Raw genomic sequence first — 20,237 nt, forward strand, 5'->3', positions numbered from 1 at the left:
CGCGCGAACCGTCGGTCACCGAGGTGCCGGTTCACCCGCTTCACGGCCGGGCGCCCCGGCCAGAAGCTCAGCTGTGACTTCGTGCAGCATGTGGGGGTCCTGGGCGGCCCGGCCGACGGCGACCCCGTCCCATGCGGCCGCGGCGCGCAGGGCGGTGTAGGTGCCGGGAGTGACGGCACCGCCGTACAGGAACCGGGTCGCCTGCCGGGAGAGCACGGCGTGCAGGGCGCGGAGAACGGCGGCCGCGTGACCGGGCTCGGCCCCGTGGTCGTTCCCGATGGCCCAGGCGGGCTCGTAGAGAACGAGGGCCGGCCGGTCCGGGTCGATCCGGCCGAGGGCCGACTGTGCTTGTCGGGCGACACGGGAGGCTGCGGCCTCGGTGGGGACGTGGCGTTCCTCGCCCACGCAGACCAGCGGAGTCATGCCCGCTCCGGCGACCGCGGCGGCCTTTCGGGCGACGAGGGTGTCGTCCTCGTGGAAGAGGCGGCGGCGTTCGGCGTGGCCGAGCATGACGTGGCCGCAGTCAAGTTCGGCGAGCAGGCCGGCCGAGACCTCGCCCGTGCCGTCGCCGTCGCCGTGCCAACAGTTCTGGGCGCCTGTCGAGACGCCGCTGTCCGTCAGGTGCTGGACGGTGCCGGGGATGAGGGGATAGGGGACGCAGGCGACGAACGACAGGCGGGCCAGGGCGGACGCCTGGGGCAGGATGACTTCGTCGAGCCATCGGGTGGTCCGGTCACGACCCATGTTCATCTTGGTGCTGGTGAGACTGATCGGAACGGTGGTCGCGGGCATGTATGCGCTCCAGGTGCCGTGGATTGGCCGGCCCTCGGGTGGGGGCCCGGCGGTCGTGGGGGGTGGAGGGCTGGAGGAGTTCGGCCAGGTCGTCGACGACGATGTCGGGACCGGGTTCGAGCAGGTCCTCCCGCCGACCGCACCGGTCGATGGCCACGATCCATCCGAAGCGGCCTCTCACGGCTGCTTCGATGCCGGTCGGACCGTCCTCGAACACCGCGGCCTCGCCGGGGGCGACCCGTAGTTCGGACGCGGCCTCGTCGTAGGAGTCGGGAGCCGGTTTTCCTCGCAGGCGGCGCTCCCGGGCCGTGTGACCGTCGATGCGCGTGTCGAAGAGGTGGCCGGCACCGCACGCTCCGATGACCTGCGCGCAGTGGGAACTCGCGGAGACGAGTGCTGTGCTCATTCCGGCACGGCGGGAGGCTCGGACGAAGCGGAGGGTGCCCGGATAGACCTCGATGAGCTCGTCGGCCAGGCTACGGGTGAGCAGTTCGTCCTTGCGGTTGGCGAGAGCGTGCTCGCTGCCCTGGCCGGGCAGGTCATGGCTGTCGCCCGGTGGCAGAGTGATGTCGCGGGAGACCAGCAGGTGGTGCACGGCCTCGTGGCGGGGCATCCCGTCCACGTGCCGCATGTAGTCGCCGAGGCTGAAAGGGCGTCCCGCTTCTCCTTCGTACTCGCGGAGGAACGGGTCGAAGGTTCTCTTCCAGGCCTGCCGGTGCTGCACATCGGTCTTGGTGATCACGCCGTCCAAGTCGAAGAGGCAGGCCCTGATGCCGTCGGGCAGCCGCGGGGCGGATGCGCCGTGCGGCATGATCCGGCTGCTCCGGACTGTGTTCATGCTGTCGTGGCTCCCTTCGTCGGCGCCGTACGTGCGTCCAGCGCGGCGGCCACCGCGCCGAGGTGGATGCCGTAGCGGGGGTCCTGGTCGGGGTGGACGTCCACGGCGCTTGCCAGGGTGCGGAAGCGCTGGGCTTCCGGGTGGTCGATCCGGCCGAGTACACGGGCGTGGACCGGCGGGCTGAGGGTCGATCCGTGGACCGTGCGAGGCAGGTAGTGGTCGACGGTGTCCCGCCAGTTGTCGGCGGTGAGCCGGTATCCCAGGTGAGCGAACCGGGCGGAGAGTTCGGCGGTGTCGAAGAAGTAGCCGAGCATCAGGACATCTGCTTGTTTGGCCACCTGGTAGTTGTTGGGGTGGTCGTGCTCGTCGGCGAGGATGCGGTCCAGGCGTTGCAGGTTCCCGTAGCGATGCCGGTAGGCGCTCCAGTCGAGCGGTGCCAGGTCCTCCCAACCGGAGAACTGGCTGATCACGCCTCGGTGGAAAGGCACGTGGAGGCGGCGGGAGATCTCGTCCCAGTGGGCCGGTTCGTCCGGCGACAGCTTCAGGAGTTCGGCGAGTTCCTCCCGGCGGGCGCCGGGCAGGTGCCGCCACAGGGTGCACGCGCGGCTGAGGACCCAGGAGGCGGTGACGTTGGTGTAGGCGTTGTCGCGCAGTCCTGGACGGCCCGCCCCGGGGTAGGCGTCGTGGAATTCGTCGGGGCCCATGACGCCGTCGATGTGGTAGCGGTGGTCGGTGGGGTCGTGGCGGGCGGAGTCCGCCCAGAAGCGGGCGATCTGCAGGTTCATCTCCGCGCCGCGCCCGTGCGCGTAGGCGGTGTCGCCGGAGGCGCGGACGTACAGATGGACCGAGAGGACGACGGCGGAACCTATATGGCGCTGCAGAGCGCTGTTGTCCGGTTCCCAGCCCCTGTTCGGGGAGTTCATGACGAAGGGGACGGTCGTCTCGGTGCCGTCCTGGCCGCTCTGCCACGGGTAGAGGGCTCCGCGCAGACCGTGAGCGGCGGCGGCACGACAGGCCGCGGGAAGGCGTCGGTGGCGGTAGTCGAGTGCCGCGCGGGCCGTGTGGGGGAAGTGGCGGGCCAGCCAGGGCATGACGAAGACTTCGTCCCAGAAGGTCCTGCCCCGGTATTCCTCGCCGTGGAGCCCGCGGGAGGCGATGCCCGTGTCGAGGTGCCGGGTGTGGGGGGAGCAGCTCTGCAGGAGGTGAAAGAGGTGCAGGCGGCGCAAGGCGCATGAGGAGGGCTGGGGCGGCGGGCCGGCGGTGCGCGCGGAGGGCGCGGAGGGCGCCGATTCGTCCGTCTGCTTCCACAGGAGGTGCCATGCGCGGCGGTGTTCGGCGACGAGCCGGGCCGGCGGCGGCGCATCCCGGAGGCTGCGCAGGGCGACGTGGCGCAGACCGTCCTGGGTGAGGTGGGAGGAGGTGTGCAGGGAGATCGTCTTGTCCGCGGTGAGGGTCGTCCCCGGCTTCAGGTCGACGTCGTGCCGCATCGCGATGCGGCCCGGCGTCCTCACCAGGCGGCGGGTGACGGGGTGGCCGTGCCCGGTCGCGCGGAGGCGGGTGCCGGCTGCCAGGGCGATGGCGATGTTGCTTCCGGTGGTCTGCGTGGTCAGCCACAGCGGACCGGAGCCGGTCCGTCCGGTTTCGGTGGCGGTGAGGTGCCGACCGCTGAGGTGTCCGTAGCGTTCGACCTGGCGGTTGGCGACCGTGGCGTCGAGGGCTGTCTCGATCTGAAGGGTGCCGTGCCAGTTCTCGCTGCTGACTCGTAGCCGTAGCAGTGCCAGGTGGGGCCGGGTCATGTGCACCAGGCGGATTTCCTGGACCAGGGTCCTGCGGCCTTCGGCGTCGGTGAGCCGCATGGTGCGGCGCAGGAAACCGGAGCGCATCAGCAGCGTCTGGTGATAGTTGTCCACAATCGCCGTGTCCGGGGAGAGCCACGGACCGGGTGGGGTGTCCGGGGGCAGGATGCGGAGCCGGAGGGGCAGCCAGTTGGGGAGGTTGACCCGCTCCTCCACACGGACCCGATGGCCGTCCACGGTCTCTTCGATGTGGTCGAAGCAGCCCGCCAGGTAGGTGCCCGGGTAGTGGCCGGAGGTGGCCGTGGGGACGGCCGCCGAGCAGGCGCCCCGGGTGCCGAAGACACCGTTCCCGAGGGTCAGCAGCGTTTCTCGACGTCCCTCGTCGGCAGGGTCGTAATCGGTGTAGTTCCAGGTCCAGTCAGGGGAGGGGTGCACGTTCGGCCTCCCCTCGCACGGGCGGGTCCGCGAGTATCTCCTCGATCACGGTCCTGCGTACGGCGGCGTCGATCCCGGCCCTTCCCAGAGCGAGGCCGTCAAGGCGGGTGCCCTGCCGCATCGCCTTCCACGTGCCGGCGGCGACAGCGCCTCCGTACAGGATTCGGACGGGGCCGGGGCGGCCGGTGGAGAGGACCTCCAGCGCTCGCTCCACGACGGCGACGTGGTCCGCGTCGGCGGCCCTGCGTTCCCGCGACGCCCACAGCGGTTCGTACAGAACGACCAGGGGCGCGGCGGCGGGCAGTTGTCCCAGGACGGGCCGGACTTGGGTGGTGACTCTCTCGGCTGCGTCCGCCGGGGCGATCCGGTCGGTCTCACCGGTGCACAGCACGGGGGTGAGTCCTGCCTCGGCGGCACGGGTGGCTTTCCGGGCCGCTGTGTGGTCGTCCTCACCCAGTGCCTGGCGACGCTGGTGGTGGCCGATCATGACGTACGAGCAGCCGGACTCGGCGAGGTGGGACGCCGGCGTCTCCCCGGTGATGCCTTCGGCTTCGGCTGCACAGTCCTGGCTCCCGTACGCGATGCCGCTTCCGCGCAATGCGTCACGGGTGGCGGACACCATCAGCGCGGGAACCAGCACGAAGAACCCGGCAGGGGCGAGAACGTCGGCCTGGTCCCTCAGATCTGCGAGCCAGCCGGGGAAGTCACACGGCGCAATCACCGTTTTGGTGTTGGTTCCGGACAGCGGCTCAGGCGGGTGGAGCGAGGGCGGGGGCGGGGCGGGGTTCCTGGTCACGGGAGCAGTCCTCGGCGTTCGTCGTCGGGTCCGGTGAGGCCAGACAGGAAGGTGTCGAGCCCCGCGGGGTCGGTGTAGGCGTGCGAGCGGATCCCCAGGGCTTCCGCGGCGTCGGTGTTCGCCGGCTTGTCGTCGATGAACGCCGTCTCTGACGCCGTCGTCCCCAGGATTCCTAGGGCGTAGGAGTAAAGACGTTCGTCGGGCTTCAGGATCTGGATGTCGCAGCTGTAGATCTGGGCTTCGAAGTCGGCGGAGACGGGTGCCCGCCGTAGGGCGGCCGCGAGGTCGGCGGGTGCGTTGGAGAGGATGGCCGTGCGGATGCCCCGGTCCTTGAGTGCCCGTGCCGCGGCGGTGGTCGTGTCGCGGGTGTGGAGCCAGTAGCCGATGTCGTCGGCCCACAGCTGCTGGATGCGCTCCTGGTCCCAGTCGACCCCGGCCGAGTGGCCGACCCGCTGCCAGTAGGTGGCGGCTTCGATGCCGTGGTCGTAGGCGTCGCGTTCCGACCAGTAGGCAGGCCAGAAGTGGTCGGGAGGGATGCCGAGATGCGCTTCCATCGCCGACCGGTCGCCACCGTCCGGCCCTGCGGCGACGACGCCGGCGAAGTCGAAGAGGACGCACCGTGTCACCTCGGTGGTGGGAATCCGATGATCAGGCATGACAAGTTCGCTCGCTTCCTGGATCTTGAGTACGGCCGAGAGGGTCAGCCGTCACCGAAGTCGGCGTCGAAACGGCCTGACGGTGTGATTGCGGTGAGTCGTCGCACCTCGGCCAGCGCTTCCGGAGCGGCGAGGAGCCGGTCGTAGCCGGCGTCCTCCCATTCGACGGAGACGGGGCCCCGGTATCCGATGGCGTTGAGCACGCGGACGCATGCCTCGAAGTCGATGTCGCCATGCCCCACCGATACGAAGTCCCAGCCGCGGCGGGGATCGGCCCACGGGAGGTGGGAACCGAGCACGCCGTTGCGGCCGTCGGCGCGCAGCTTCGTGTCTTTGAAGTCGACGTGGTAGAGGCGTTCGCGGAAGTCGTAGAGGAAGCCGGACGGGTCGATTCCCTGCCAGACGAGATGACTGGGATCAAAGTTGATGCCGAACGCGGGCCGGTGTCCGATGGCATCGAGGGCACGCCGCGTCGTCCAGTAGTCGTAGGCGATCTCCGTCGGATGCACTTCGAGCGCGAAACGCACGCCCACCTCGTCGAACACGTCGAGAATCGGATGCCATCGGCGGGCGAAGTCACGGAAGCCGTCAGCCACGAACTGCTCATCGACGGGCGGGAACATCCCCAGTGCGTGCCAGATGGAGGACCCCGTGAACCCCACGACGGTGTCGGCTCCCAGGACGGCGGCCGCTCGGGCCGTCGCCTCGATCTCTCGTGCCGCTCGTCGGCGGACTCCCTCGGGCTCGCCGTCCCCCCAGACCCGGTCGGGGAGGATGCCGCGGTGGCGCTCATCAATCGGGTCGCCCACCGCCTGACCCACCAGGTGGGCGCCCACCGTGAAGACGCGCAGCCCGTACCGGTCGAGGGTGGCCTTCAGCTCCGGCAGGTAGTCCGGGTCACCGGCGGCCCGCCCGATGTCGAGGTGGCGGGGACAGGCGGCGATCTCCAGCCCGTCGTAGCCCCAGCCCGCGGCTGTGGCGCAGAGCTCTTCCAGCGGCATGTCAGCCCACTGCTGGGTGAAGAGGGTGACGGGCCGGTGTGCTGTCCGCATGATCGTCACTCCAGGTTGGTGTGCCGGTCGAACATCGCTCCCTCGTCCACCTGATCGGTGTGTTGGAGGGAGAGCACGACGCAGTCGAAGAACAGGTAGGCGCCCTGCTCGAACAGCGTTCCGACGAACTGGGCGGAACGGTCCTCCTCGTGGTCCGCGCTGTACTCCCTCAGCGGCACGACCAGGTCGGCGAGGCGCGCGGCCTCCGACTCCGGATGGGACGTGACAGCGATGATGCGCGCACCTGCCTGCCTGGCACTCTCCGTCAGCTGAACGACGGTCGGAGTGCTGCCCGACCCGGAGCAGGTGACCACCAGGTCGTCCGATCCCACCGCGGGAGCCGTCACCTCGTCCGCGCAGTGCGCCTGGTAGCCCAAGTGCATCAGGCGCATGGCGAAACCCTCGACGGACAGGCCGGACCGGCCCGCGCCCAGGACGTACACCCGTGCCGCCCGGTGGATCTCCTCGGCAAAGCGTTCCACCAAGGCTTCGTCCACGGAGGCAAGGAGAGCGTCGAGTTCCCGCAGCACGGTGCGGCGCGCGGAGTCGAAGGCCGTCCGGAGATCTGCTGCTTGTCCTCTGGTTTGCGAAGTCATCTTTTCGGGCATTGGTCCGGGCTTCACCATGGCCGTTCTATCTCCAGACATGAGAAAGAGGGCTCGTCGGCCGAGCGCTAAGTGGTGCCGATGCCGCGGCTGCTACCAGCGGAATCTGTCAGGCACGACTCCCAGGCTCCCCCGCTTCCGACGACGGGGCAAATCGAAACAGGCTGCGGAATCAAGTCATCAACATCATCGGCGGAGCAACGGCACCGATTCTGAACCTGGTTGGCACGGCATTTCCGACGGGCCGAAATGTCCCTCGCCACTGAAAGCCCAGAACACCCCACGAGGTGCATTGCCGTTCGGCCCCGCGGGTGTCAGGCCATCTGCGATGGCTCCGATGCCCGTTCCGTACGGGGAACGCATCGGCAGCAGCGATCGGCCCCGTCACCCGCCGCGCGATGTGATGTACCGGGCCTGGAATGCGACCAGCGAGGTCTGTGCGCGAGCGCCATCGCAGGCCGGAGCCCGGACACCTGAACGACGCACCGGTGCCATGGGTGAATGCCGATCAACTCGTTGGATTGTTCAGCGAGTTCATCGGTCCGTACGACGACGTCCGTATGCTCGATCCACTCATCCGGCAAGCCGGCGGACGAGCTTCACCTCGTTCTCCTCGGTGAGTCTCTCAAAGGAGCGCGAAATGACCGGTCAGCGCATCCACGCACCCGACCACGTGCCCCATGGCGCGAAAGGGGAGAACCGCACCCCCGGAACAACGAAACTCCATTCCTCCAGGCGGAAGTTGATGGAGCGTTCGCACGGTGTACGCGCGTCGCGGGCGCAGCTCGATCGACAAGCCCTGGTGCGAACTACTGGAGTCTCAGCGCCTGCACGCTCATGCACCGGTCGCCGAGGAGGCCCCCTCCCGGTCGCGGGCCTCTCCCCCGTCGGGGATGTCCAGGACGGTTTCCCCGCTGACCGTTTCGGCGGGGCTGTCCTGTCCCTTGTGACCCTGGCGTACGGTGCGGTCCAGATGGGTCACCAGCTCGCTCGGCCTTGAGCGGTAGCTACCCGCGATACGCAGCCGGTACGCGCCCAGGGCGTGGGCGGCCCGCTACCCCGGCGCCGCGCGCCCCTTCGGCCGCCGGAGCCCGGCGGCGGTGAGGCGGCGCACCAGCTCCTTCGAGCCGATCTCCCGCGCCCCGGCGCGTACCGCGTCCGCGTAATACGCCTCCGGTACGTCGTAGTGGTCGCGCTCGAAGGCGCGTGGCGGGCAGCCGATCGCGGCGGCGAAGGTGTGCAGCTCCTCGAACGACTCGTCGCTGACGAGGTGCGACCAGAGGCGGCCGTGTCCGGGCCAGGTGGGCGGGTCGATGTAGAGGGTCACCGCCGCAGTACCTCGCCCAGCGCCCCCACCGGCGCGACGGCCACGGCCGCCTTCGTGCACACCCAGTGCGGGTCGGGCCCCAGCTCCGGTTCGACGTCCAGCGCGTGCGGCTCGTCCTCGGTGCAGGCGGGGCACAGCGGCCACCGCCCGTACTTCTCCAGCAGGGCGTCCTGCACGTCCTGGGCGACCAGCCCGGCGACGAACTCCGCACCCTCGGGCCACTGCTCGACCCACCACCGGCGGTGCGTCACGGCGTCCTCGACGAGCGAGACGACATCGGCCTCGGCGACATCGCCCGCGACGAGATCGGCCATGACCAGCGCGCGGGCGGTGTGCAGCGCCTGCTCCAGGGGGTTCAGCTCCATGCCTCCATTGTGCGCCCGCGTGCGCGCGAGGCGGCGCCAGAGGCACAGACCACAGAGCCACCGGGAGGGGTTGACGGGTCCCCGGGTTGAAAATATCTTTCACCTGTGACCCAAGACGTGAAGGAAATTTTCAGCGGCGACTCCCCGCCCGCCCCTGCGGCCCTCGCCGCCAAGGTGCGGACGCTCGCGCCCTCCATGACCCGCTCCATGCAGCTGGTCGCCGAAGCCGTCGCGGGCGACCCGGCCGGATGTGCCGCCCTCACCGTCACCGGTCTCGCCGAGCGCACCGGCACCAGCGAGGCGACCGTCGTCCGCACCGCCCGCCTCCTCGGCTACCCCGGCTACCGGGACCTGCGCCTCGCGCTGGCCGGGCTCGCCGCGCACCAGGAGTCGGGGCGGTCGCCCGCCGTCACGGCGGACATCGCGGTGGACGACCCGATCGCCGAGGTGGTCGCCAAGCTCGCCTTCGACGAGCAGCAGACCCTCGCGGACACCGCCGCCGGGCTGGACACCGTACAGCTGGGCGCCGCCGTGGCCGCCGCGTCGACCGCCCGCCGCATCGACATCTACGGCGTGGGCGCCTCCTCCCTCGTCGGTCAGGACCTGGCGCAGAAGCTGCTCCGGATCGGCCTGATAGCCCACGCCCACACCGACCCGCACCTCGCGGTGACCAACGCCGTGCAGCTGCGCGCCGGCGATGTGGCGATAGCGATCACGCACTCGGGCTCGACCGGTGACGTCATCGAGCCGCTGCGGGTCGCGTTCGACCGGGGGGCGACGACGGTGGCGATCACCGGGCGGCCCGACGGGCCCGTATCGCAGTACGCGGACCATGTGCTGACCACGTCCACCGCGCGCGAGAGCGAGCTGCGCCCCGCCGCCATGTCGAGCCGGACGAGCCAGCTGCTCGTCGTGGACTGCCTGTTCATAGGCGTGGCCCAGCGGACGTACGAGACGGCCGCGCCCGCCCTCGCCGCCTCCTACGAGGCACTGGCGCACCGCCACAGCCCACGCTCCACCCGCTGACCCCGCACGACCCGTACGAGCACGAGCACGAGAACAAGCACGAGAAAGCAGAGCCGCCCTCCATGACCTCCACCACCGACGCCACCGGCACCACCGGCACCACCGACGCCTCCGGCGCCGACAGCTACGGCGAGCTCCGCGCCCAGCTGGCCACGCTCACCACCGAGGCGTTCCGCCCCGAGCTCGCCGAGATCGACCGGCTGCCCACGGCCGAGATCGCGCGGATCATGAACGGCGAGGACGCCACCGTCCCCGCCGCCGTCGCCGAGCGGCTGCCGCAGATCGCCGCCGCGATCGACGCCGCCGCCGAGCGCATGGCCCGCGGCGGCCGGCTGATCTACGCGGGCGCGGGCACGGCGGGCCGGCTCGGGGTGCTGGACGCCAGCGAGTGCCCGCCCACCTTCAACACCGACCCGGCCGAGGTGGTCGGCCTGATCGCGGGCGGCCCGTCCGCGATGGTGAAGGCGGTGGAAGGGGCCGAGGACAGCAAGGAGCTGGCCGCGTCCGACCTGGACGCGCTGAAGCTGACGGCCGACGACACGGTGGTCGGCATCTCCGCCTCCGGCCGTACGCCGTACGCGATCGGCGCGGTCGAGCACGCGCGGGACCAGGGCGCCCTCACCATCGGCCTCTCCTGCAACGCGGACTCGGCGCTCGCCGCAGCGGCCGAGCACGGCCTGGAGATCGTCACCGGCCCCGAGCTGCTCACCGGCTCGACCCGGCTGAAGGCGGGCACGGCACAGAAGCTCGTCCTCAACATGATCTCGACGATCACCATGATCCGGCTCGGCAAGACGTACGGGAATCTCATGGTCGACGTCCGCGCCTCCAACGAGAAGCTCCGGGCCCGCTCCCGGCACATCGTCTCCCTCGCCACCGGCGCGTCCGACACCGAGATCGAGGCCGCGCTCGCCGCCACCGACGGCGAGGTCAAGAACGCGATCCTGGTCGTCCTCGGCCAGGTCGACGGCCCCACCGCCGCCCGGCTCCTGAGCGAGTCGGACGGGCACCTGCGCGCCGCCCTCGCGGCCGTACGCACCACCTGACCCACCCCCCGGGCCCCCCACGCCCCGCATAGCAAGGCACCTCGCACCATGGCCACAGAAGACAAGAACCGCGCCACCGCCGCCGCGATCCTCCCGCTCGTGGGCGGCGCCGCGAACGTCAGTTCCATCGCCCACTGCATGACCCGGCTCCGCCTCGGTCTGCACGACCGGTCCATCGTCGACGACGAGGCGCTGAAGGCCCTGCCCGCCGTGATGGGCGTGGTCGAGGACGACACGTACCAGATCGTGCTGGGTCCGGGCACGGTCGCGCGGGTGACGCCGGAGTTCGAGCAACTGGTGGAGGAGGGCCGCGAGGCCGCACCCGCACCGGTCACCGTCTCCGCGGACGATCTGGCGGCTCAGGGCGCGGCGATCAAGGCCCAGCAGAAGGCGAAGAACGCCACCCCGTTCAAGCTGTTCCTGCGCAAGATCGCCAACATCTTCGTGCCGCTGATCCCGGCGCTCATCGGCTGCGGCATCATCGCGGGCCTCAACGGGCTGCTGGTGAACCTGGGCTGGCTGCCGGCCGTGACGCCCGCGCTGGCGGCGATGGCGTCCGGTTTCATGGCGCTGATCGCGGTGTTCGTGGGCTACAACACGGCGAAGGAGTTCGGCGGTACGCCGATCCTGGGCGGTGCGGTCGCGGCGATCATCGTCTTCCCGGGCGTCGCGAACATCGACGCCTTCGGCCAGACCCTCTCGCCCGGCCAGGGCGGCGTGCTCGGCGCACTGGGGGCGGCGGTCCTCGCCGTGTACGTGGAGAAGTGGTGCCGCCGGTGGGTGCCGGAGGCACTGGACGTACTGGTCACCCCGACCCTCACGGTCCTGCTCTCCGGCCTGGCGACGATCTTCGGCCTGATGTACGTGGCCGGGGAGATCTCCTCCGCGATCGGTACGTTCGCCGACTGGCTGCTCTCCAACGGCGGCGCGGGCGCGGGCTTCGTCCTCGGCGGCCTGTTCCTCCCCCTCGTCATGCTGGGCCTGCACCAGGCGCTGATCCCGATCCACACGACCCTCATCGAGCAGCAGGGCTACACGGTCCTGCTCCCGATCCTGGCGATGGCGGGCGCGGGCCAGGTCGGCGCGGCGATGGCGGTCTACTTCCGCCTCCCCCGCAACGAGTCGATCCGCCGCACCATCAAGTCGGCCCTCCCGGCGGGCCTGCTGGGCGTCGGCGAACCCCTGATCTACGGCGTCTCGCTGCCCCTGGGCCGCCCCTTCATCACGGCGTGCGTGGGCGGGGCGTTCGGCGGCGGTTTCGTCGGCCTGTTCAACCAGCTCGGCGACACCGTCGGCTCGACCGCCATCGGCCCCTCCGGCTGGGCCCTGTTCCCCCTCCTGGACGGCAACCACGGCCTGGGCTCGACGATCGCGATCTACGGGGCGGGCCTGCTGGTCGGCTACGTGGCGGGCTTCCTGGCCACGTACTTCTTCGGCTTCAGCAAGGACCTGCTGACCGAGTTCAACGTCTCCCAGGACCCGGCCCCGTCGACGGTCGCAGCAACGGGCGGCCCGCATCCGTCCCCGAACGCGGACGGGGACACCGACCGGGCGAACGGCCCCGGCCCCACGGACTCTGCGGGCCCCGACTCCCCGGAGAAGGCGCCGGCGCGGGTCTGACAGCCCGGGTCCGACGGCCCGCAGGGTGGCGCGGCCTGAGAACTACGCCTCAGGTCCCGCGCCACCCCCGTCTCCTGCCCGATACGCCCCGCGGCCCCCGCTGGCTAGCGTCGTCCCCATGCGTATAGGACTGCTCGGCACCGGAAATGTCGCCCGCGCCCTGGCCCACGGCTGGCGCGCCGCAGGACACGACGTCCTCCTCGGCTCACGCCACCCGAAGGAGCGCACCGACCTCGGCCCTCTTCCCGTCGCCACCCTCAACGAGACGGCCGCGCACGCGGAGGTGCTCGTCAACGCGACGCCGGGGGGTGTCTCCGTGGAGCTGCTGCACTCCATCGGGGCCCCGGCGCTGGCCGGGATTCCGCTGATCGACATCGGGGTCGGCCTCTCAGACGACTTCACCCAGCTCACGCACCCCAACAGCAGCCTGGGCGAGCTGATCCAGGAGGCCTTCCCCCTGACCCCCGTCGTCAAGACGCTCTGCACGATGGACTCCACCACCATGACCGCCCCGGGCGACCTGACCGAACCGGGCACGGTCTTCCTCTCCGGCGACGACCCCGAGGCCAAGCGGATCACCGGGCTGCTGCTCACCGACCTCGGCTGGCCGGCCTCCTCGCAGCTGGACATCGGCTCCATCACCACCGCACGCGGCCAGGAGCACTTCGCGTTCCTGTTCATGGGGATCGCGGGCGGGGTGGGCTCGCACACCTTCAACATCAAGGTGGTGACGCGCCCGCAGGCGGCAGCTTGACGACAGCTCCTAGGAGGTCGCCGCCCCCGGGAACTCCCCCGTCGGGATGGACACGTCGAAGGGTTCCGGGAGGGCCAGCGGTTTGCCGAACGGCGCCGCGTCCGTGTGCTTGAACGTGCCGTCGTCGTTCGGCTCCGTGAACAGCGTGGACATCGGGCCGCGGGTGTCGAAGCGGTCGATCAGCAGGTACATCGGAACGCCCGCGCGAGCGTAGGCGCGGTACTTCTTGGTCCGGTCCTCACGCGCGTTGCCCCTCGACGTGATCTCGACGACGAGCAGCGCCTCGGCGGCGTCGAGCGGGTCGGTCGTCTCCGGATCGGCAGCAGCGAGCAGCTCGGTCGGCATGACCACGAGATGGGGAACGTACAGCTTGCCGCACTGTGTCACGTGGACGCCGAGGGTCTGGTAAATCCCCAGGTGGCCAGGGAGCGTCGCGTAGAGCCTGCGCTGCACCTGGGCGGCGATGGCGTGGTGGTGCGCGGGTGGCGGCGGCTCCAGAACGATGCGCCTCTCGTCGATCTCGGCGCGCCATCCTCCGGGCACGTCCAGCTCACGCCATGTCTGCAGCAGGTAGCCCCACGGCCACGCACCGGGTGGGTGGCCGTGCTCGGCGGACGCTGCGGTCATCGCGGGCTCCTTCTTCCGTGCCTCGGCGTGAGGGTCAGAGCGAGAAGGGTAGAGCGAAGGGCATCGAGGCCGTACGCCGCTATGACCGGCGTCCCACGAACGAGTGCCCACGCACAGGATCGCTCGCCCGCCCCGTGATCCCTCCCACGGCATGAATTCAGGCCCGCCGGTCATACTGGCCGAGGACGGAGCACAAGGCCTCATACGGAAACCGGAGGGCGGGGGACATGGTCGACGACACCTGGTCCAGTGCGCTGCACCGGCTCTGGCAGGCCGCTTCGCGGGCCGAGGAGGTCGCGGCGCTGGCGGACGACGTGTACGCGCCGCTCCTCGCCACCCCGGGGGTCCACCACGTGGTGGGCACGCGGTGGGACGAGAAGCACGTCCTGCGGTACATGCGTGCGCTGAGCGCAGGGAGCGACACCCCGGTGATCGTCGCCACCACGCGGTCGATGCCCGGGGCGGCCGTACGGGAGCCGGGCGGCGCACCCGTGGTGACCCGGTCCGCCGTGGACGGGATGGACGGCTCGGTGTGGCCGGAGGCGGACTTCCTGCGGCAGGCGCCCGGGGCCTCCGTCGTGGCCTGCACCTTCCGGCTGGACCAGCGCGGCTGGGCGGCGCTGGCCCTCGCCGTGGACGGAACGGCGGACCTGAGCGTCGTCGAGAACCGGCTGACACAGGCCGTCGACGTCATCGTCGCCTGCCACACCGGCATCCTCCAGCGTGGCCGCGAGGCCCGCCGCGCCTCCGACGACGCGCTGCTCGCCGAGGCCTCGCTCCAGATGGACTCGTCCCTGGACGTGGAGGACACCCTGCGCCGGGTGGCCCGGATCGCCGTACCGGCCGTCGCCGACGGCGCCCTCGTCCACCTGCTGCGCAGCGAAGGGCCGGAGTTCGTCGCCGCCACGCATGTCGCCGTCCAGCAGCAGCGCGCCCTGGAGGAAGCCGGCCGCCACGACCCGTGGCTGGCCGCGCTGCTCGCGCGCCGGGGCGAGGACGAGGACACGGTGTTCCTGAGCGGCGCAGCGCTGGAGGGCTCACCCTTCGCCGAGTCCGTCAGTGCGGACGGTGGCGCGAATGCCGCCGCCGCCGACGCGAGACCGGCCGGGGACGGCCCCCACCCCACCGTCGTCAGCATCAGCACCCTCCGCGCCCGGGGCCGCGTCGTCGGCAGCATCACCTTCGTCTACCAGCGGCCCGAGGCCCGGCTGCCGGACAGCGCCTTCCTCCGCAGCCTCGCCACCCGCGCCGCGCTCGCCATCGACAACGCCCTGCTCTACGAGCTCCGCCGCACCGCCGTCCTCTCGCTCCAGGAGCACCTGCTCCCCTCGCAGCTCCCCGAGAGCGTCCAGTGGGACCTGTCGGCGAGTTACGCGGTCGGCGACCCCATGCTCGACGTGGGCGGCGACTTCTACGACGCCGTACCCCGGCCCGACGGATCCATCGCCCTGCTGATCGGCGACGTCTGCGGACGCGGCGCCGAGGCGGCGGCCCTCACCGGCCTGGCCCGCCACACCCTGCGCACCCTGCTGGAGGAGGGCAACGACCCGGGCACCGCCCTCAGCCGGCTCAACCGGGCCCTGCGCCAGGAGCGGGCGAGCCGCTTCCTCACCGCGGTCGTCGCCACGCTGACGCCCCGGCCCGACGGCACGGCACTGCTCAGCACGTGCAGCGCGGGGCACCCCCCGCCCCTGGTGCTCCGCAGCGACGGCACGGTCTCCGAAGTGCGCTCCGGCGGCCTGCTCCTCGGTGTCCTGGACGACGTCTCGTACGACAGCCACGAGGAACTGATCGCCCCGGACGACACCCTGGTGCTGTTCACCGACGGGCTCACCGAGTCCCGTGAGGCGGGCGGTGCCTTCTTCGAGAGCGTTCTGCCCGCGCGGCTCTCCGCCCTGCGCGGTTCCGGCGCCGCACACATCGCGGAGAGCCTGGCGCAGCAGGCCGAGACGTTCCGCGACTCCGGGCAGGACGACATCGCCCTGCTCGTGGCCCGCTGGACCGGCGTACAGCCCGGCACGGACCTCCTCCCCCACGACCTCCAGCTCGAACAGGCGGCCTTGCGATGACCACACCGACCGGCGGACAGACAGGCCCTCGATGAACAGCGACGGACTGATCCTCGTCGTGGAGGACTCGGAGGAGGACACCGAGGCCATCCAGCGCGCCCTGTCCCGCTCCCACCCCTCCCTGCACGTGGAGTTCGCCCCGCGCAGCGACGCCGTGGTGCCGCGCCTCCTCGACCCGGCCGCCCCCACGCCGGACCTGGTGCTGCTCGACCTCAACATGCCGGGCATGAACGGTCTGACGCTCCTGTCGAACCTGCGCGCGCAGCCCGCGTGCGCGTCGCTGACCGTGGTGGTCTTCACCTCCTCCACCTCCTCGGCGGAGGAGGACGCGTGCTACGCGGCGGGCGCCGACAGCTACATCTACAAGCCCGTCAACTTCGAGCTGTTCCAGACGGTTCTGCGCGGCGCCGTCGACTTCTGGATGGCGCAGAAGGCGTAGACCCTAGGGGGTGTCCGTGGCGCCCAGCGTGAACCACACCGCCGTCCCCGGCCCACCACCCGGTGCCGCCACCGGGCTCTCCAGCCACAGCCGCCCCCCGTGCCGCTCCACGATCCGCTTGACCACGGCGAGGCCCACGCCCGAGCCGCCGCCCCGCTCCTCGCGCCGGTGCAGCCGGCGGAACAGCTGGAGGACGTCCTCCTGCTGGCCCGGCGGGATGCCGATGCCGTTGTCCCGTACGACGACGGCGACCGCCTCACCGCCACCCGGCTCCGCCACCGGCACCGCCTCCACCCAGACCCGCCGCTCCCCCGTCCCCTCGTCCGCCGCGTACTTGGCCGCGTTCACGAACAGGTTCTCCAGCACCTCGCGCAGCCGCTCCCGGTCCGCCCTCACCCGGGGCAGCGGGGCCGGGCGGACCACCGTCACACCCTGCTCCGCCAGCCGGCCCCCGGCCACGAGCAGCGCGTCGTCCACCACCTCCTCCAGCGACAACTCCTCCCGCTTCAGACCCACTTGGCCCAGGCGCGAGAAGTGCAGCAGGGAGTCCAGCAGCCCGTCCATGCGCTCCGCGAGCCGGCGCACCGTGGTCAGGCGTCGCAGCGAGGTGTCGTCCAGTACGGCACCGGCGTCCTCGACGATGAACGCGGCCGCGTTCGAGATCCCCCGCAGCGGCTCCTTCAGGTCGTGGGCCGCCGCGTGCGCGAAGGAGTCCAGGTCCTCGTTGGTCCGGGCGAGCTCGGTGTTCCGCGCCTCCAGCTCCGCCATCTGCCGGCTGAGCAGGCCGGACATCTCCCGCCACAGCTCCCCGGCCACGACGCGCTGCGCGGGGCTCCACGGCGTGCTCCGTCCGCGTACGGTCGCCCGGTGGACGGCGGCGGAACCGCGCGGGGTCAGCCGCTCCCCGCCCGGCCCCGTCCGCACCGGGCGCGCCGGATCGGCCGCCCACTCCCGGGGCGCGGGCTGCTCACGGCGCCACCACGCCAGCAGGTCGCCGGCCCGGTTGAACGGGAGGAAGAGCAGGCCCGCCGGCACCCCCTGCGCCTCCGCCTCCGCGGCGTCGAGCCCCAGCGCCTCCGGCACCCGGTCGCTGCTCCACACCTCGCCCACCGGACCCGCGCCCGCCAGCCGCTCCAGCAGCCCGGGGAGCGCGGCGGGGACCGGGTCACCCGTCGCCGTCACCTCCGTACCCCGTACGAGCAACACGCCGTCCGCGAGCAGGAGTTCGGCCATTCCGGAGCCAGGTCGCAGCAACGCGTCCGGCTCCTGCGAGCTGAGCCGGGCCAGCAGCGCGGCAAGCGCCCGCCGGCGCCCGGACAGCTCGTCCGCCTGCTCGCGCTCGGCGACGGCCGCCAATTGCAGGGACAGCGCGATCCCGAAGAACTCGCAGGCCGCCCGTACTTCAGGGGTCAGCCGGCGCGGCTCGTCGCCGTGGCAGGCGATCAGCCCCCACAACTCGCCGTCCCGCAGCAGCGATACGGACATGGACGAGGCCACGCCGATGTTGCGCAGGTACTCCAGGTGGTAGCCGGAGACGGTACGGAGTATCGAGCCCGACAGGTCCAGCGGCTCCCCGGTCCCCTCCCGCAGCTCCGGCAGCAGCCCCACCGTCGCGTCGTCCACGTCCCCGATGACCCGGATCCAGTTGCGGGCGTAGAGGCGGCGGGCCTGCGGCGGGATGTCGCTGGCCGGGAACCACAGCCCCAGCCACGGCTCCCGCCCCTCGTTACGCACCTCCGCGATGACCTGGCCGGGCCCTTCGGCGCCGTCGAACCGGTACGCCACCACCCGGTCGTACCCGGTGAGCGCCTGGACCTCCCGTACGGCGGCCGCACAGCACTCGGTGACGTTGGTGGCGCCCTGGAGCCGGTGCAGGGCGCGCCGCACCCGGGGATAGAAGTTCTGGAACACGAACGGCCCTTCCGCGGCCCGTGGTTCGAACTCCAGCACCAGCAGCTCGGCGACCCGGTGGACGGTCACGTCGAAGAGCCGCACCCGCCCGTCGTCCGACTCCAGCGAGAGGGACAGCACACCGGAGGCGGCGGGCCCGTCCGGCGTCCCCTCTCCGGCGCCTGCCGTCTCCGTGCTCTCCCGCGCCAGCGCCCACTGCTCGTCCCCGACGAGCTCCGTGACCGGTCGCCCCACCAGCTCCCCGGCCGCCCGGCCCAGCACGTCGCCCGCGTTCCGGCTCACCGTGTCCACGACGGCGTCGTGCAGCCGGGCGGCGACCAGGGCCCCGTACGACTGGACGCCGCCGAGCAGGTGGATCGGCTCCCGCACGCACTGGGAGAGGTCGAACTCCTGGCTCACACCCGCCTCGGCCGCCACCGCTTTCGGGGAGAGCCACCCTCGTACGTCGTCGGATCCCCGTACGTCGTCGGATCCCCGTACGTCGTCGGATCCCCGTACGTCGTCGGGCCCTTGCACGGCGTCGGACCCTCGTACGTCGTCGGACCCTCGTACGTCACCGGATCTGCCCACCTCGTCGGATCCCCGCACTTCGTCGGACACTGCCTTCTCTCCGTCCCGCCGCCCGTCGCCCCGCTCGCGTCTTCCTACCACCCGGCGCCTCAGGTCCCGCAGTGGGCGAGAACCGCGCGCGGCATGGTCCGGGTGATCTCGTCGCCGAGCCGCTCGAACTCCCGCCGCAGGAACGGGTCGGCGAGCCGGGCGATGCCCTTGAAGCGGATGTGCGCGTGGTAGGTGATCCGGGTCGCGCCCGCACCTTCGGCGCGGAACGTGAGGTCGTCGGTGGAGTCCGCCGTCTTGTTGGTGCCGACGAAGACCAGCCGGTCCGGCTCCTTCACCTTCAGCCGGTACGTGAGCTCAGTGCGCCGCCCCCGGAACTCGGAGACGTTGTGCCAGGTGGCTCCCTGGACGACGGGGGCACCGGCCGGGCCGTCGGTCCGGTCGCACTCCTGCGTCCCCGGGTCCCACTCCTTCGCCCGGGAGAAATCGGCGAGATACGCGACGACCCGGTCCAGCGGGCACGCGACGGTGAACGAACGCCTGACGTCGACCACGATGACTCCTCGGCTCCTCGTACAGATCACATGGGCCCCTGCGCCTGCCCGCTCCCATCCTCGCGCACACCCCCTCACCAGGCACTTTCTGCAGGTGAAGAAAGACTAAGATTCATGGGTTCCGGTGGCGCATAGGAAAAGCGATGCCGGGAACGCGAATAACCGGCGGACCCATCAATGAATTCATCGAGGATGAGCTGAATTGACCTTCGCGAAAGGGGCCACAATGAGCGAATCCCTGTGGGGCTACCAGCCGGCGAGCGGTCACACCGCGGGCATCGACCTCTCCGGATACACGGTGGAGGCGACCGACGGCAGCATCGGAAAGGTCGACAAGCACTCCGACGAGGCCGGCTCCGCCTATCTGCTCGTCGACACCGGGATCTGGATCTTCGGCAAGGACGTCCTGCTCCCGGCGGGTACGGTCCGGCGCATCGACACCGAGGACCGCAAGGTCTACGTGGACCTCACCAAGGAGCAGGTCAAGGACTCGCCGGAGTTCGACCGCCACCGGCAGACCGAGGACCCGGGCTACCACGCACAGATCTCCGCGTACTACATGGCTTTCCGCATCATGTGATCCGCATCCGCGTACGCCGCCCCCGTCGGCGCGGCGTACGCCCCTGAACGGCGGCGGGCCCGACCCCGAGGAGGGGTCGGCCCCGCCGCCTCCTTGTGCGGCCACACCCTCAACGCGGCAGCTGTCCCTTCCGATTGATCTCCGTCACCCGGGCCCGCAGCGCCACACCCGGCGGGGCCGGCCGCAGGGCGTCCGGCGGACAGGACCACTCCGGCCCGCCGCCCGGCGGCCGCAACCGCACGTCATCCCCGGCCCGGCCCGTCACCCGGCCGACGCGCCCGTCCCGGCCGTCCACCGCGAACGACCCCGGCTCGGGCGTACACCGCTCAGGTGCGTCACCGGCCGGCCGGTCACCCGCCGGCCCGTCACCGGCCCGCCCCTCACCCATCAG

At 71.4% G+C, this 20,237-nt stretch carries 21 protein-coding genes; 7 read left to right on the forward strand and 14 right to left on the reverse strand.

The genetic code is table 11. The features are described 5' to 3' along the window. Positions 1–15: 15 nt before the first annotated feature. The 10 genes from R2B67_RS15415 to R2B67_RS15460 form a co-directional block, all read right to left on the reverse strand. Positions 16–744, reverse strand: a complete 729-nt coding sequence (locus R2B67_RS15415) for a triose-phosphate isomerase (protein ID WP_317824866.1) — start codon at positions 742–744, stop codon at positions 16–18. Beyond that, the gene (locus R2B67_RS15420; RefSeq protein ID WP_317818640.1) at positions 734–1,630 is read right to left on the reverse strand and encodes an HAD family hydrolase; all 897 of its coding nucleotides are present in this window, start codon (positions 1,628–1,630) and stop codon (positions 734–736) included. The genes R2B67_RS15415 and R2B67_RS15420 overlap by 11 nt, the downstream gene beginning before the upstream one ends. Next, the gene (locus R2B67_RS15425) at positions 1,627–3,861 is read right to left on the reverse strand and encodes a glycoside hydrolase family 65 protein (protein ID WP_317818642.1); all 2,235 of its coding nucleotides are present in this window, start codon (positions 3,859–3,861) and stop codon (positions 1,627–1,629) included. Before R2B67_RS15425 ends, R2B67_RS15420 begins: the two co-directional genes overlap by 4 nt. After that, on the reverse strand, positions 3,845–4,657 hold the full coding sequence (locus R2B67_RS15430) for a triose-phosphate isomerase (RefSeq protein ID WP_317818645.1): 813 nt from the start codon (positions 4,655–4,657) through the stop codon (positions 3,845–3,847). The genes R2B67_RS15425 and R2B67_RS15430 overlap by 17 nt, the downstream gene beginning before the upstream one ends. After that, on the reverse strand, positions 4,654–5,313 hold the full coding sequence (locus R2B67_RS15435; protein ID WP_317818647.1) for an HAD-IA family hydrolase: 660 nt from the start codon (positions 5,311–5,313) through the stop codon (positions 4,654–4,656). The genes R2B67_RS15430 and R2B67_RS15435 overlap by 4 nt, the downstream gene beginning before the upstream one ends. Positions 5,314–5,357: 44 nt before the next feature. Continuing rightward, positions 5,358–6,365, reverse strand: a complete 1,008-nt coding sequence (locus R2B67_RS15440) for a sugar phosphate isomerase/epimerase family protein (RefSeq protein WP_317818649.1) — start codon at positions 6,363–6,365, stop codon at positions 5,358–5,360. Between the two features lie 5 nt (positions 6,366–6,370). Further along, positions 6,371–6,961 carry a 6-phospho-3-hexuloisomerase gene (hxlB, locus tag R2B67_RS15445; RefSeq protein WP_317818651.1) on the reverse strand — a complete coding sequence of 197 codons (591 nt, stop codon included), beginning with the start codon at positions 6,959–6,961 and terminating at the stop codon, positions 6,371–6,373. Between the two features lie 844 nt (positions 6,962–7,805). Further along, a complete protein-coding gene (locus R2B67_RS15450) occupies positions 7,806–7,952 on the reverse strand; it encodes a hypothetical protein (protein WP_317818653.1) in 147 nt (48 codons plus the stop codon). Between the two features lie 72 nt (positions 7,953–8,024). Then, a complete protein-coding gene (locus R2B67_RS15455; RefSeq protein ID WP_317818655.1) occupies positions 8,025–8,297 on the reverse strand; it encodes a DUF4031 domain-containing protein in 273 nt (90 codons plus the stop codon). Next, positions 8,294–8,662, reverse strand: a complete 369-nt coding sequence (locus R2B67_RS15460; RefSeq protein ID WP_018510974.1) for a DUF8819 family protein — start codon at positions 8,660–8,662, stop codon at positions 8,294–8,296. The genes R2B67_RS15455 and R2B67_RS15460 overlap by 4 nt, the downstream gene beginning before the upstream one ends. Before the next feature lie 105 nt (positions 8,663–8,767). Between R2B67_RS15460 and R2B67_RS15465 the strand changes: the two genes are divergently transcribed. The 4 genes from R2B67_RS15465 to R2B67_RS15480 all read left to right on the forward strand — a co-directional run bounded on the left by R2B67_RS15465 (position 8,768) and on the right by R2B67_RS15480 (position 13,108). Next, complete coding sequence (locus R2B67_RS15465; RefSeq protein WP_109978901.1) at positions 8,768–9,688, forward strand: MurR/RpiR family transcriptional regulator; 921 nt, start codon at positions 8,768–8,770, stop codon at positions 9,686–9,688. A 62-nt stretch (positions 9,689–9,750) separates the two neighbouring features. Further along, positions 9,751–10,734 (forward strand): N-acetylmuramic acid 6-phosphate etherase, encoded by a 984-nt coding sequence (murQ, locus tag R2B67_RS15470; protein WP_317818659.1) that lies wholly within the window; start codon positions 9,751–9,753, stop codon positions 10,732–10,734. Positions 10,735–10,782: 48 nt separating this feature from the next. Next, positions 10,783–12,354, forward strand: a complete 1,572-nt coding sequence (locus R2B67_RS15475; protein ID WP_317818661.1) for a PTS transporter subunit EIIC — start codon at positions 10,783–10,785, stop codon at positions 12,352–12,354. Positions 12,355–12,472: 118 nt separating this feature from the next. Continuing rightward, complete coding sequence (locus R2B67_RS15480) at positions 12,473–13,108, forward strand: NADPH-dependent F420 reductase (protein ID WP_317818663.1); 636 nt, start codon at positions 12,473–12,475, stop codon at positions 13,106–13,108. A gap of 9 nt (positions 13,109–13,117) precedes the next feature. On the opposite strand, the gene R2B67_RS15485 is transcribed toward R2B67_RS15480, so the two are convergent. Then, positions 13,118–13,735 (reverse strand): Uma2 family endonuclease, encoded by a 618-nt coding sequence (locus R2B67_RS15485; RefSeq protein WP_317818665.1) that lies wholly within the window; start codon positions 13,733–13,735, stop codon positions 13,118–13,120. Positions 13,736–13,962: 227 nt separating this feature from the next. Here R2B67_RS15485 and R2B67_RS15490 point away from each other — a divergent pair, with 227 nt between their 5' ends. Further along, a complete protein-coding gene (locus tag R2B67_RS15490; RefSeq protein ID WP_317818667.1) occupies positions 13,963–15,804 on the forward strand; it encodes a PP2C family protein-serine/threonine phosphatase in 1,842 nt (613 codons plus the stop codon). A gap of 31 nt (positions 15,805–15,835) precedes the next feature. After that, positions 15,836–16,243: a response regulator gene (locus R2B67_RS15495; RefSeq protein ID WP_109978893.1), complete on the forward strand. Its 408-nt coding sequence runs from the start codon at positions 15,836–15,838 to the stop codon at positions 16,241–16,243. A 3-nt stretch (positions 16,244–16,246) separates the two neighbouring features. On the opposite strand, the gene R2B67_RS15500 is transcribed toward R2B67_RS15495, so the two are convergent. Both R2B67_RS15500 and R2B67_RS15505 read right to left on the reverse strand, forming a co-directional pair. Beyond that, positions 16,247–18,553 (reverse strand): ATP-binding protein, encoded by a 2,307-nt coding sequence (locus R2B67_RS15500; protein ID WP_381073534.1) that lies wholly within the window; start codon positions 18,551–18,553, stop codon positions 16,247–16,249. 260 nt (positions 18,554–18,813) lie between these two features. Beyond that, complete coding sequence (locus R2B67_RS15505; RefSeq protein ID WP_317818671.1) at positions 18,814–19,266, reverse strand: SRPBCC family protein; 453 nt, start codon at positions 19,264–19,266, stop codon at positions 18,814–18,816. A gap of 226 nt (positions 19,267–19,492) precedes the next feature. Here R2B67_RS15505 and R2B67_RS15510 point away from each other — a divergent pair, with 226 nt between their 5' ends. Further along, positions 19,493–19,846, forward strand: a complete 354-nt coding sequence (locus R2B67_RS15510; RefSeq protein WP_317818673.1) for a PRC-barrel domain-containing protein — start codon at positions 19,493–19,495, stop codon at positions 19,844–19,846. 109 nt (positions 19,847–19,955) lie between these two features. Here R2B67_RS15510 and R2B67_RS15515 read toward each other — a convergent pair whose 3' ends face one another. Beyond that, positions 19,956–20,234 (reverse strand): hypothetical protein, encoded by a 279-nt coding sequence (locus R2B67_RS15515; RefSeq protein WP_317824868.1) that lies wholly within the window; start codon positions 20,232–20,234, stop codon positions 19,956–19,958. Positions 20,235–20,237: the final 3 nt, after the last annotated feature.

Origin of the sequence: Streptomyces cyaneofuscatus (genome assembly GCF_033109485.1) — a bacterium.
GTDB classification, from domain to species: domain Bacteria; phylum Actinomycetota; class Actinomycetes; order Streptomycetales; family Streptomycetaceae; genus Streptomyces; species Streptomyces cyaneofuscatus.